Annotated in this window: 13 protein-coding genes and 1 other annotated feature (1 of these 14 only partly in view); all 13 genes read right to left on the reverse strand. The window is 42.3% G+C overall.

Annotated features, from left to right (window positions below; genetic code table 11):
- Window positions 1-13 (reverse strand) — a binding site (T-box leader); it reaches 208 nt to the left of the window's first position.
- 22 nt (window positions 14-35) lie between these two features.
- On the reverse strand, window positions 36-665 hold the full coding sequence (locus PVE40_RS01735; RefSeq protein WP_274730142.1) for a DivIVA domain-containing protein: 630 nt from the start codon (window positions 663-665) through the stop codon (window positions 36-38).
- Between the two features lie 28 nt (window positions 666-693).
- A complete protein-coding gene (locus PVE40_RS01740; RefSeq protein ID WP_274730143.1) occupies window positions 694-1,473 on the reverse strand; it encodes a YlmH family RNA-binding protein in 780 nt (259 codons plus the stop codon).
- Between the two features lie 22 nt (window positions 1,474-1,495).
- The gene (locus PVE40_RS01745) at window positions 1,496-1,783 is read right to left on the reverse strand and encodes a YggT family protein (RefSeq protein ID WP_274730144.1); all 288 of its coding nucleotides are present in this window, start codon (window positions 1,781-1,783) and stop codon (window positions 1,496-1,498) included.
- A 34-nt stretch (window positions 1,784-1,817) separates the two neighbouring features.
- Entirely contained in the window at window positions 1,818-2,252 is a 435-nt protein-coding gene (locus tag PVE40_RS01750; RefSeq protein WP_274730145.1) for a cell division protein SepF, read from the reverse strand.
- Between the two features lie 25 nt (window positions 2,253-2,277).
- Entirely contained in the window at window positions 2,278-2,946 is a 669-nt protein-coding gene (locus tag PVE40_RS01755; protein ID WP_420828505.1) for a YggS family pyridoxal phosphate-dependent enzyme, read from the reverse strand.
- An 8-nt stretch (window positions 2,947-2,954) separates the two neighbouring features.
- The gene (gene ftsZ, locus PVE40_RS01760; RefSeq protein ID WP_274730147.1) at window positions 2,955-4,223 is read right to left on the reverse strand and encodes a cell division protein FtsZ; all 1,269 of its coding nucleotides are present in this window, start codon (window positions 4,221-4,223) and stop codon (window positions 2,955-2,957) included.
- Between the two features lie 30 nt (window positions 4,224-4,253).
- The gene (gene ftsA, locus PVE40_RS01765; RefSeq protein WP_274730148.1) at window positions 4,254-5,597 is read right to left on the reverse strand and encodes a cell division protein FtsA; all 1,344 of its coding nucleotides are present in this window, start codon (window positions 5,595-5,597) and stop codon (window positions 4,254-4,256) included.
- 173 nt (window positions 5,598-5,770) lie between these two features.
- Window positions 5,771-6,610 carry a cell division protein FtsQ/DivIB gene (locus PVE40_RS01770; protein WP_274730149.1) on the reverse strand — a complete coding sequence of 280 codons (840 nt, stop codon included), beginning with the start codon at window positions 6,608-6,610 and terminating at the stop codon, window positions 5,771-5,773.
- Between the two features lie 31 nt (window positions 6,611-6,641).
- Entirely contained in the window at window positions 6,642-7,739 is a 1,098-nt protein-coding gene (gene murG, locus PVE40_RS01775; protein WP_274730150.1) for an undecaprenyldiphospho-muramoylpentapeptide beta-N-acetylglucosaminyltransferase, read from the reverse strand.
- 11 nt (window positions 7,740-7,750) lie between these two features.
- Window positions 7,751-9,127, reverse strand: a complete 1,377-nt coding sequence (gene murD / locus PVE40_RS01780) for a UDP-N-acetylmuramoyl-L-alanine--D-glutamate ligase (RefSeq protein WP_274730151.1) — start codon at window positions 9,125-9,127, stop codon at window positions 7,751-7,753.
- Window positions 9,128-9,140: 13 nt separating this feature from the next.
- Window positions 9,141-10,106: a phospho-N-acetylmuramoyl-pentapeptide-transferase gene (mraY, locus tag PVE40_RS01785; protein ID WP_274730152.1), complete on the reverse strand. Its 966-nt coding sequence runs from the start codon at window positions 10,104-10,106 to the stop codon at window positions 9,141-9,143.
- A 53-nt stretch (window positions 10,107-10,159) separates the two neighbouring features.
- Window positions 10,160-12,304, reverse strand: coding sequence for a penicillin-binding protein (locus PVE40_RS01790; RefSeq protein WP_274730153.1), 2,145 nt, complete (start codon window positions 12,302-12,304; stop codon window positions 10,160-10,162).
- Window positions 12,301-12,687, reverse strand: coding sequence for a cell division protein FtsL (gene ftsL / locus PVE40_RS01795; RefSeq protein ID WP_274730154.1), 387 nt, complete (start codon window positions 12,685-12,687; stop codon window positions 12,301-12,303). The genes PVE40_RS01790 and ftsL overlap by 4 nt, the downstream gene beginning before the upstream one ends.
- Between the last annotated feature and the right edge of the window lie 24 nt (window positions 12,688-12,711).

The raw sequence follows: 12,711 nt of genomic DNA on the forward strand, positions 1-12,711 counted from the left end.
TCATTGATTCTAAGTTATGTTTGATTCTACTTCAATTAAAGCGAAATATCAACCGCTTCTATTTGATTTTCATTTTCTTCATTGTTGTTACCTTCGACGTTACTCTTGTCCCGATCCTCTTTTGGAAGTAAATCTTCCACTTTGCGAGAACGATTCATCAGCACATCATCCAATGTTGGAGTCTGAATTTCTTTCTCCGGAGCAGCATTCAACAAGTGGTTCCATTCATCGTTGTGAATCAAGTTCAATTGAGACTCAACCATCAATTCCAAACGTTGTCTGAAGTTACGACTTTCTTTCCGGATGTTTTCTGTTTCTTGGTTAATCCGGTTTGCCTTTTCAGCTGCTTCTCGTAAAAGCTTGTCTGCACTCTTTTCCGCTTCAAACAAGATAATTTCTGCCTCTTTACGAGCATTTGCTTGCAGACGGTCTGCTGCATCTTGTGCTACCACGATGGATTTATTCAATGCATCTTGCAAGTTTTGGAAATGGGCAATTTTTTCTTCTGCAAAAGCTAACTGTTTCTGCAGATCTTTCTGTTCTCTATTTAATTGTTCAAAATCTCTTTTCAACAAATCTAGAAAATCATTTACTTGCTCTTTGTCATAGCCTTTCATTCGCACTGCAAATTCCTTATGTTGAATATCCAGGGGAGTTAATGCCATTTCGTCACATTCCTTCCAACTTACATTTTTATTTTCTTAAAACACCAAACTCAATCCGCCATTTGTCTTTCTTCGACTTCCCTTCAATCGCCCGGAGCTGGATTCGGCCATATCCTCGAATCGAGAGGATATCAAGCAGGCCAAGTTCAAAATCTGCTCTTTCGAAAGGGGCCCAATTTAATTTTACCTTGCCGCTCGTGATTAATTCTTTCGCTCGCTGACGAGATATATTATAGACAGATGATATCACGGTGTCCGCCCTCAAAGAACTGACAGTTCCCGATTCGATGGTCCAATCATCTGTAGGCATAATTAAATCAGTATAACTCTTTTCTTCTAACCGAACCGTCACTTTTCCAATTTTGGTAAGTTGTGATTCGATATAGTTATGAACATGATGAGCAACAAAAAATTGCCACTGTTCCCCATTTGTCATAATGTCACCGAACATCTCCCGCTTCATTCCGGAACCGATCAAGGTACCGAGAATCTTTCCATGGGATAGTTCTGCAAACTTCGTTGGGTATTGTATTTCATAGAGCTTTATTTCATAATCTTCTTGCTTCGGCTGAAAATACTCTGGATAAAGAAAAGCACGTTTCCGCTCTGCAGCTTCATAGCCGCCAAAGAAGTCCACTTGTACTTCGCCTTTTTTCCCAACGAGCATTTCCACAATATATTGTTGTCTCGGGTCAAGAAAATCTGATAAATAAGGAGAGTATTGTTCTTGAACACGTATCACCCAAGATTCTACCATGTCGATAAAAGGTTGTTCTTCCTTACGAAAGTGTTGATAAACTTGTTCCATTCACTCATCTCCTTTCCATTCATTAAACCAATAGACGAATTAAAAATATTAAAACGACTTGTGCACCATAATCAACCAATCGCAGGAACAAGATGGCGAACAACACACTGAAGCTCACCATTCCAAACGATGGAATTAAACGGCGGAATACATTTAAGTAGGGTTCAACCAAACGGGCAATAAACTGACCGAGTGGAGAAGTCATTGCATTGGGTAACCACGTCATCAATGCATAGATTACCAGCAAGCTGGAATAGGCGTTGATGATGGTGGGAACAATTCGCAATAACCAGAAAAGGATTTGTACCATTCTATTTTCCTTTCTAAAACAAACAGGATGCTAATTAATATAGATACTCGTCTCTTTTTTCAGAGGTGTGCAGATTAGAAATGGTGACTTCAGCCGGTGTGCATAAAAAGATATCGTCGCCCACCTTTTGCAAGTCCCCTTTTATAGCATAAATGGTTCCAGAGAGAAAATCGATAATTTTCGCCGCTTCATCAGCTTCCATTCTGCGAAAGTTCACTAACACTGCTTCGCTTTGCAACAAGTACGCAGCGATTTTTTCTGCTTCACGATACACTCTTGGCTCTAATACATGAATGCTTGTCTTGGGTGTGGTATGCCGTTGGTTGAGCGGAATCACCTTTGTCTGTGCTTTTGACACGGACCGAACTTGCTCCCTATCTACCACAGGATCCGCTTCTAAATATTCACTGTCAGTTGGTTGTACTTCATCCAGTCCAAAAAAGTTACGAACACTATCTTTGATACTCACACGTTCCCCTCGCTTTACCTGTATATTATTCGAAAAAGGCAGAACCAATCCGTATAAAAGTAGCCCCTTCTTGAAGCGCAATCGGATAATCATTACTCATCCCCATACTTGTTTCCAAGCACGGTGCATGTGGATATTGTTGTTTGGCTATGCTCGTTTGCAGCTGCTTCAATGTTTGAAAACAAGTCCGTAATTCATCTTCTGTCGCATCAATCGGTGCCATTGTCATTAAACCGACTACGCTTATCTTCGAATACGCGCCTAGGCTTTCAATAAACGGCATTAAGTCACAAGGAGAAACCCCTTGTTTCGAGGTCTCTCCTGTGACATTTACCTGTACGAAGCAGGATACGGTATGATTTGCTCTTTTTTCGATTTCTTTTGCCAAGGACTCCCGGTCCAACGCATGAAAGAAAGCAATCTCGTTGATAACTTGCTTTACTTTGCGCGTCTGCAGAGAGCCGATGTAATGCCAGTGAATATCAGAATGCGGAAAGGCTGCTTGTTTTTCTTTCAAGCCTTCTGGACGGTTCTCTGCGAAGTGGCGGTACCCTTGCTGATACAGTTCTGCCACTTCTTCAAGAGAGCGCATCTTCGTTACTGCTACACACGTTACCTCTTCAAGTGAACGCCCGCTTGCCTCCACTTGTTCTGCTATCACGGTTTCAATTTGTTGGCAATTCTTCGAAATGATACTCATCTTTATCTACGTCTTTTGCGGAAGAATGGTGGTGTATCTAATTGATCATCTTCCTGATCTACTTCATCATTCGCTTGTTGATAACGCGGATAGTTTTCGTTTTGCGGTTGTTTCGTTGTTTCTCTTACATTACTTGGTTCGCGGCGAATATCCCAGTCTCCAAATAAGTCTTTTTCTTGTTTTACTTCTGGCTCTTCTTGAGCTGGACGAGCTTGGTAGGAAGCAGCTGGTGGTTGTTGCCCTTGCGGTGCATCTTTACGACCTCTGAATGGGCTACCGCCACGGTTCACTGCTTTTTTTTCTTCTTTTCTCTTCTCTACGTCAATCCCTGTAGCGATAACCGTTACGATTACTTCGTCTCCTAGGTTTTCGTTGATGGAAGTACCGAAGATAATGTTTACTTCAGATGTAGAAGCTTGTGATACGATGTCGCTTGCGTCTTGTGCTTCGAACAACGTCAAGTCAGATCCACCTGTGATGTTCAACAAGATTTGCTCTGCGCCATCAATCGATACTTCAAGCAATGGAGAAGAAATAGCTTTCTTCGTTGCTTCTGCTGTACGGTTCTCACCAGATGCTACCCCGATTCCCATTAAAGCAGAACCTTGGTCTTTCATCACTGTATTTACGTCAGCGAAGTCTAAGTTTACGTATCCTGGAGAAGTAATCAAGTTGGAGATTCCTTCTACACCTTGACGCAATACGTTATCTGCTTCACGGAATGCTTCCATCATCGGAGTTTTCTTGTCTACGATTTCTAGTAGGCGGTTGTTAGAGATGATAATTAAGGTATCAACATTTTGTTTTAGGTCTGCAATTCCTTCTGCTGCATAACGACCTCTTTTTGGTCCTTCAAAGCTGAACGGACGTGTTACAACACCAACCGTCAATGCGCCTTGTTCTTTAGCAATTTTTGCTACGATTGGAGCTGCACCGGTACCTGTACCGCCACCCATTCCGCACGTAACAAAAATCATGTCGGCACCAGATAAAGCTTCTGCAATTTGTGGTTCACTTTCTTCTGCAGCTTTACGACCAACATCAGGAATGGAGCCTGCTCCTAATCCTTTTGTAGATTTTGGTCCAAGTTGAATTTTTGCTTCTGCACCAGAAGCATTCAACGCTTGGGTATCTGTATTTGCTACAATAAATTCTACACCTTGTACGCCTTCTTCGATCATGCGGTTCACAGCGTTTCCGCCTGCTCCACCCACACCGATTACTTTAATTTTAGCGCCGCCGCTCATGATTGAATCGAATTCAAGTTCCATTACATTTCCTCCTGCTTTTCTATTTCTTCACTATTCAAAAATGGATTGGATAAATTGTTTTGCTTGGTCAAAGAAACTATTTTTCTTCGGTGCTTCTGCATCACTGTAATCCGTAGGTGCATGCACTTCTGTTTTTACTGCTTTTTCTTGCTTTTGTTGTAAAGGAACAACTTTTTGAGTTTGGACATAGGTTTGTGTCTGCGCTTTTGGTTGACTTGGCAAACGATCTTTTGCCACTTGATAAATGTCATCTTGTTCGCCGATATATTTAATCAAACCTAGACTTGTTGCGAAGATTGGATTCCGCATTCCCATTTGTTCTGGAATATAGTGCTTGACGTTCACTTCGAAAATTTCTTCCGCTAATTCAATCACACCCGGAATTGCTGAGCCGCCCCCAGTTATAATGATTCCACCTGGTAACTCTCTTGCTTCCACACGGTCCAACGCTTGCTTTACATTCTCAAAAATCTGAACCAGTCTTGCTTCGATAATTTCCGACAAGTACTTCTCGTCCACTTTCACCGGCTCTTCTTTGCCGATTACTGCGACTGGGAAGAATTCATCATCGGACGTATCTTCTGGAATGGCATACCCAAATTCGCGTTTCGTATGTTCTGCATTCTCCATGGTTGTATTCAAGATGACGGAAATATCTTTCGTCACCAAGCTGCCACCTTCCGGATCAACATAAACAAACTTCAATTGGTCATCGTGTAAAACAGAAGCAGTCGTTTGACCGCCACCCAAGTCAATTAAGATGGTACCAAAATCGCGTTCCCCTTTATTCATCGCAATGCTTGCGATGGCAAGTGGTTGAACAACCATATCACGGATTCTCAGTCCTGCACGCTCCACACAACGTTTGATGTTGTGTATGATGGTTTTTGGTCCGGTAATCATACTTGCATATAATTCCAATCGTACCCCGATCATACCACGAGGGTCACGAATGCCGTCAAATCCATCCACGATAAACTCTTCGGGAATAACGGAGATGATTTCTCTTTCTGGTGGCAGAGAGCGAACTCTTGCTGCCTGAAAGACGTTTTGGACGTCTTTGTCGGTGATTTCTTTGTTTTCATTTTCTACACCGTACATCCCATGGCAAGGTTCAATGCTGATTTGATTGCCCGGAATTCCAACGATGACTTCACTGATTGAAATATTTGCTTTCTTTTCAGCCTGTTCAACCGCACGTTTAATCGATTCAACTGTTTCATCAATATCAACAATTACGCCTCGGTTGAGTCCTTTCGATAATTCATTACCGACTCCAATAATGTTTAACTGATTGTTTATATATTCTGCTACGACTACTTTTATTGAAGTGGTTCCAATATCTAGGCTAACAAATAAACCTTGATTTTTCATGTTCTATTGAAACCTCCGTTTTTCTTTTGTCTCTACCTAAAAGTCTAAAAATGGTGAATCTGTTCATCTTTTTTTTCGGTTTATTTCTTTTTTATAAAAGTGTTTATACCTTATCTATTTTAGCATAACCATTATTCATTTTTAAGCAATTTCACAAATAATCAAGTTATTTTTTATTCAGGAGTAGGTTTCTCCTCAAATGGCGTAAAATAGACGCCCACTTCCATATCAATAATCCCTTTTTGTTCAGCTAATTCTGGAAGAATGCTTGGATAATACGTAATCTTATCCGCAAAATCTCGCAGATTAGCTTTGACTTGATTGCCGTCATTCATAAATAAAGTAATGGTGTATGGATTTTTCTTGGTACCGGTATAGCTGATTTCGGAAATGCTGTTCTTAATCTCTTCACCAATCTTTTTGTAGGAAGTAATGAATTGATCCAAGATGGGGCCTGCTTCGAAATTTTTAAGCAAAGGCTTGTTTCCAAGTGGAACATGATGTTCTTCCGTTAAAACTTCCCCTGTTTCAATCACGCTGTGGTAGGAGTTCTCATCTTCCATATAAGCAATGGTTTCATAACTCTTCACTTGCAGAATAAGATCATTGACCCCTTGCCACTGGAATGAAACAGACTTGATTTGTGGTAACTGTGATTGAATGTTTTGCTCGATTTCAGCTTCATTCAAGTATGTCCCCACCATCGTTTGCTTATTGGTGATGGAGCTTGCGTCCAGAATAATTTGTTCTGGTACCATAGAGTCACTTTCTATCAAAATTTCATTGATCCGGCCATATGGGGATATCAGATAACCCGTGCCGATAATTCCAAGTGTAAAACAAGCTAAAAGGATGGGATAATTATTCTTTTTTGCAGAAGGGACTTTTTTAGTTTCCACTCCTTTTTCCTCTAACTCTTTTTGTAATTCATATTCTCTTTGAGCGATTTCTAATTCTGTCATCGATTTCTTCTGGCGTGGTCTCTTTATCTTTTGGCGAAAACGTTCCAACATGTTCCTTCACCCCCACTCTTTACTTCCATTCTTACAAGACTGATTGAATGACACGCCACATTCGATCGGAAGCGTCCGGCACACCAAGTTCTTTGGCTTTTTGAGCCATGACGTTACGCTTTTCTTGATTACACAACAATGCATCCATGTGTTGGAATAATGATTCTCCGCTCAGCTCTTTTTCTAGAATAATAACAGCGGCGTTATGGTTCGCTAAGCTCTCTGCGTTTTTCAACTGATGGTCATTCGTCACATACGGACTTGGAATCAAAATGCTTGGAATTCCGAGTGCAGTCAACTCTGTCAATGTTGTCGCACCACTACGACAAGCAACTACGTCCACTGCCTTAAACAAAGCCGGCATTTGATCGACATACGGAACCACCTTTACATGATCCGCTTTTGGCATGAGGCTCTCGATTTGCTTCCTCACTTTGTCATAGTGCAGGCTTCCGGTTACGAGAAGCGCTTGGTAGTCTTTCTCAGCAAAAAGAGCAGCTGCATCTACCATGGATTGGTTGATTTTCTCTGCTCCACGGCTGCCTCCAAAAACGAGTACCGTAGGCAAATCCTCTCTTAATCCATATTCGGTTAAGGATGCCATCTCTTTTATTTGGGCAACTTCTTGGGCTCTCGGATTTCCGGTATAAATAACTTTGTCGTCATAAGCAGCAAAATCATTACGTGCATCCTCGAAACACAAGCAGATTTTACTCACAAAACGAGCTAGAAATTTATTTGTTACTCCCGCCACAGAATTCTGTTCATGAATGATGGTAGGTATTCCTAACCGAGAAGCAGCATACAAAACAGGCGCACATACATAACCACCTGTCCCAATCACCACGTCCGGCTGAAACTCTTTTATAATCTTTTTAGATTTTGCCACGCTCGTCATCATTAAGTAAACGGTCTTCAAGTTATCGAGTGACAATGAACGGCGCAGTCCTTGAATTTCCACGGATCGAAACGGAATGCTTGCTTTTGGCACGATGGTACTCTCTAGCCCGCGTTCCGTGCCCACGTATAAAAACTCAGTAGTCGGTTCGATTTCAGCTATTCGTTTCGCTAAGGCGAGGGCTGGATAGATGTGTCCACCCGTCCCGCCGCCTGATAGTAAGATTTTCATTTATTATTCACCTATTTCGTTTCACTTGGCTGTAGGGCTTCAACGGCTTCCACATAGTAATCTCCACGAATTTCGAAATTTGTATATTGATCCCAACTCGCACATGCGGGGGACAACAAGATTACATCTCCTGGTTCGCTTACCGCGTAGCTCTCTGCAACAGCAGTCACTACGTTATCGGTTTGGATGATTGTTTGAATTCCTGCTTCGGCTGCCGCTTCACTTAGCTTCACCTTTGTTTCTCCAAAGACAACCATGGCCTTTACATTCGTCAAAGAAGGCACAAGCGGCAAAAAGTCATTGCCCCGATCCAAGCCGCCTGCTAACAGGACGATTGGCTGATGAGGAAAGCTGGCAAGCGCTGTTTTTGCAGCCAAAATATTCGTTGATTTGGAGTCATTATAAAATTTACGCCCTTCCACTTCTCGGACATACTGAAGGCGATGTTTCACGCCGCCGAAGGTTGAGAGGACTTGTTGGATGGTTTCGTTTGAAACACCTTTTAGTTTGGCTACTGCAATGGCAGCAAGTGCGTTCTCAACGTTATGCGCGCCTGGAACGCCAATCTCGTCCACAGACATAACTGCTTCCCCGCGGAAATACAGCATTCCGTCTTTTACGTATGCGCCGGTCAGTAGTTCTTGTGTCCGTGAAAAAGGTACGAACGTAGCCGCAGTTTGCTGTGCACGTTCTACTATTTCCGGTTGATCAGCGTTCGCAATTAAATAATCCTCAGCGGTTTGATTTTCTGTCAAACGCCATTTAGCTGCTACATACTCATCCCTTGTTCCATGGTAATCCAGATGTGCTTCACTAATATTCGTGATCACAGCAATATGTGGACGCATGGTTTCAATTCCCATTAATTGGAAACTTGAAAGCTCCATGACCACGTCATCTTCTCCTGTTGCCTCTTGGGCGATAACCGATGCCGGGATTCCAATGTTTCCTGCTTTATAGGCGATTCCTTGAGTACGATTTGCAGCTAATAATTCATGAATCATGGTGGTTGTTGTAGTCTTTCCATTCGTTCCTGTGACCCCAATTAAGGATGCTTCCATAATTTGTGCCGCCAGTTCCACTTCTGTATAGATGGGAATTTCTAATTCCATTGCCCGTTGAACCATGGGATTGGAATAAGGAATTCCTGGATTTTTAATCACGTATGCAAAAGATTCATCCAGTAATTCAATTGGATGATGACCTGCAATAACACGAATACCGGATGCAATTAAATCCTGTGCATCCGGGTTATTGGCTAATTCTTTTGCGTCATTGACGGTGACAAATGCGCCTAGCTGCTCCAACAAGCGAGCGGCATGGAAGCCGCTCAAAGCTAGACCTACTACTAATACTTTTTTATTTTGATAACGTGTTTCTTGCTTCATCGTTGTTCCTCCATCATCCAAATAGCATTATGCCAATGATTGCTGCCACGAGTTCTACGAACCAGAACGTGAGGACGACACGCCACTCACTCCAACCACTCATTTCGAAGTGGTGATGGATCGGGCTCATTTTGAAGATTCGTTTTCCTCTCAGCTTAAACGAGCCGACTTGAAGAATAACGCTGGCTGTTTCAATTACGAAAATCAGTCCGATAATCAATAAGCTCCACTCTAATTGCAAAGCCAAAGATACGACTGCTAAGCCAGCTCCCAATGCCAGCGAACCGACATCACCCATGAAAATTTTTGCGGGTTTCTTATTAAAGAAAAAGAAACCAACTAATCCACCAATGATTGCTAAACAAAACAAGAGGACTTCGATTTGGTCTTGGCGATAAGCCAAGTAGGCATAAGCTCCATAGGCAATGCTCGCTGTTCCGGCTACGAGTCCGTCCAGTCCATCTGTCAGATTGACTGCATTGGAGAAACCGGTAATCCAGAGAATGGCAAAAACGGCAAATAAAAACCAATTTTCCACAGCGCCGATGAACGGAATGGTAAGAAGTGGGGTTGACCCGCTCCAATAAAAGAAAGCAACGAAAAGAGCTGAACCAACTAATTGCGCAATAAATTTCTGCTTAGAAGTAAGTCCTTCATTTTGCTTTCTGAATACTTTTAGGAAGTCATCCCAAAAGCCGATAAGTGCAAAAAAGATTAACACGAGGACGAGCATCCAACTCGTCACATTCAATACGTCTTTCCAAATTGCTGTTCCAATCACTACTAGAGAAGCCGCCAAGATAAAGACGACTCCTCCCATTGTTGGTGTACCACTTTTTACTTCATGCCATAATGGTCCTTCTTCTCGAGTTGTTTGGCCAAATTGCCGAATACGCAAGTAGCCAATGAAAATGGGCATGATGCTGATTGCCAAACCGAAACTGAACACAAAAGGCATCAGCATTTCAGTCCAATGCATACAAATTCCTCCTCAAAAATGAAAATTTCCTCAGCCATTATAGCCATTCATTTTTATTCTAAAATTATTTTTATTGTTTGTTGCGTATCAATCAAAGCTCCGACTGCCAATTCTTGCTGGACAACGTACCCTTCTCCTTCAAACTCAAAGCGGGCACCGGTCAGTTCCGCAATCTTCAACACATCGCCTTTTGACCAGCCGCGTACGTCCGGCATCGTCATGGCGCCTTCAGTCATGAGCAATACTTTGTGGTTCACTAAAGCTTTTGTTCCTTCGTATGGGTATTGCTGCACAACTTGACTTCCGCTACCAATCACACTGACAGAGGTGAAGCCTTGTTCAGTCAAACTGGTAATGGCTTCCTCTTTCGTCATACTCGTGACTTTTGGTACCGAAACTTCTACGTTTTCCTTTTCTTCCTCATCATGGCTGGCATAGGAAATCGCCCGTGTCATCATCGGTTTGAAAACGTCACTTAAGTAATCAGCAAAGTTCTTCTGCTCATTGTTTTTCGGCAACTTCAGCGTAATGTACAGGATGTATTGTGGATCCTCAACAGGAGCAAAACCAACGACCGAGTATAAATACTCATTGTAGCCTGTGTAGTACATGCCTGTTTCTGGATTAACAAGTTCGGCCGTACCCGTCTTCGCTCCAATTTTCGTATTGTCGATTTGATAAGCTTGGGCAGTCCCGTATTCTTCATACACGACATGAGTCAAGTATTCCAAAACAAGAGCCGCTGTTTCCTTGGTAATCGGCGTACCTACTTCTTCAGGTTTCATTTTGGTCGTTTCTTCTGTTTCTGGATCAACTACTTTGTCTACGTACTGCAACTTCATCATCTTACCGTCATTGGCAATAGCTGTGAAGGCTTGGATCAGTTGGAACGGCGTAACCGTAACCCCTTGTCCAAATGCAGTATTGGCTATTTCTAATGGATAATCGTAGTTATAATTTCCGGTTGCTTCATTCAGCAAACCAGAATCCGTTGTCTGACTGATGCCAAATGCTTTCATATAGCTTTCCCAGACATCGAAGCCCATTTCTTCAATCAGCTTCACAACAACGACGTTACTAGACCTGGCAAATCCTTCTAGATAAGAAATTTCGCCCCATCCAACCAAGTTAAAGTCATGGATGACACCTCCCTCCACTTCGATGGAGCCAGAGGGATACGTGTCATAGGGTCTGAATATCCCCTCATTAATTGCAGCTGCGATGGTTAGAATCTTGAAGGTTGAACCTGGTTCAATTGATTCCTCAATCAATAGGTTCTGCCACTTTTGATCAATGCCTTCTAGCGTAGTAGCATTGAACGTTGGGCGCTGGGTTGCTGCCATAATGGATCCTGTTTTAGGGTTCACCAACATCGCTACCATAGATTCAGGCGCTGCTTCTTCGTATACCTTAGTCATCAGTGTTTCTAAATAAGACTGCAGACGCATATCGAGCGTCAAGTACAGTTCTTTGCCGTCTACTGGTTTTTCCAATTCGCGCTCTGTTCCGGGAATGACGTATCCTTGCGAATCTTTTTGGGCGATGAATTTTCCATCTTGGCCTTTCAAGAGGTCGTTGTAGGCTTGTTCGATTCCCATTAGGCCTTCCAGCGTCTGTTCAGATGCTGGTAGTTCCTTGTCAATCGCTGCGTATCCAACTAAGTGAGAGGCAAATACCCCATTTGGATAGAGGCGCGTTGGCGTTTCTTGGAAAATGATTCCCGTTAAGCCTGCTTCTTCAATCTTCACCTTCGTACTATACGGTAAATTCATTCCTGCTGAACCAAATTCAACTTGATCCACGCCGTCTTTTGAAAGTATTTTGTAAATTTCACTTTCAGAAAGGTCAATGTACTTCGCCAGTACTTCTGCTGTTTTTTCTTTATCAACGATATGTGCTGGTGTTTCTTTGTCTTCACTCCACTTATCCGTCAAGACGCCAATCAATGAATAAGAAGTAGCATCCAAAGCGATAGGATTCCCACCTATATCATAGATGGTTCCTCTCTTTGCTGGCAGGATACTACTTCTGGTGTATAAATTATCAACATGCTCGCTTAGATTTTCGCCATTTACCTTCTTGGTAATCATGATGGATGAAAAACGAAAGACAAACACAAGAAACATCAAACCAGTCAGCAATATCATGATACGGGTCATATTACGCCGATTTTTGTGTGGATTATTCTGTTCTTTCATCGTGAAACATTCCTTACATTTGCTTCATCCATTTCCAAGCCTAATTCTTCAGCGATTTCCATGATGCGGTTGTAGCGAGACAATTCTTGGACTTCTTGACCCAAGTTCGTGTTGTCAGCTGCTACTTGCGCGTTACTCGTTTGTAAATCTTGCAGATCACGATTTTGATTAGAAAGCACGACTTGCGTAATGAGATTACTAAAAATTAATAAGAATGCTAAAGCGCTAATCACTGACGCCATCATGATTTCTTTTCTTGTTAAAATTTTTGTCTTTTTACTTGGTTGCGGTAGTTGGGGTGCCTTTGGCGATTGCAGCGGTTTTGGACTTTCATAAGGAATCGCTTGATTCGTTACTTTTTCGATATATTCTGGAGTTGCCACCCATTTACACTCCTCTCTCATTCA

Origin of the sequence: Jeotgalibaca caeni (assembly GCF_028863945.1) — a bacterium.
Lineage (GTDB): Bacteria > Bacillota > Bacilli > Lactobacillales > Aerococcaceae > Jeotgalibaca > Jeotgalibaca caeni.

Excerpts from the sequence above, each read along its gene's own strand:
- PVE40_RS01735 (WP_274730142.1), bottom strand. The coding sequence starts at position 665 with ATGGCATTAACTCCCCTGGATATTCAACATAAGGAATTTGCAGTGCGA.
- PVE40_RS01740 (WP_274730143.1), bottom strand. The coding sequence starts at position 1,473 with ATGGAACAAGTTTATCAACACTTTCGTAAGGAAGAACAACCTTTTATC.
- PVE40_RS01745 (WP_274730144.1), bottom strand. The coding sequence starts at position 1,783 with ATGGTACAAATCCTTTTCTGGTTATTGCGAATTGTTCCCACCATCATC.
- ftsZ (WP_274730147.1), bottom strand. The coding sequence starts at position 4,223 with ATGGAACTTGAATTCGATTCAATCATGAGCGGCGGCGCTAAAATTAAA.
- ftsA (WP_274730148.1), bottom strand. The coding sequence starts at position 5,597 with ATGAAAAATCAAGGTTTATTTGTTAGCCTAGATATTGGAACCACTTCA.
- PVE40_RS01770 (WP_274730149.1), bottom strand. The coding sequence starts at position 6,610 with ATGTTGGAACGTTTTCGCCAAAAGATAAAGAGACCACGCCAGAAGAAA.
- murG (WP_274730150.1), bottom strand. The coding sequence starts at position 7,739 with ATGAAAATCTTACTATCAGGCGGCGGGACGGGTGGACACATCTATCCA.
- murD (WP_274730151.1), bottom strand. The coding sequence starts at position 9,127 with ATGAAGCAAGAAACACGTTATCAAAATAAAAAAGTATTAGTAGTAGGT.
- mraY (WP_274730152.1), bottom strand. The coding sequence starts at position 10,106 with ATGCATTGGACTGAAATGCTGATGCCTTTTGTGTTCAGTTTCGGTTTG.
- PVE40_RS01790 (WP_274730153.1), bottom strand. The coding sequence starts at position 12,304 with ATGAAAGAACAGAATAATCCACACAAAAATCGGCGTAATATGACCCGT.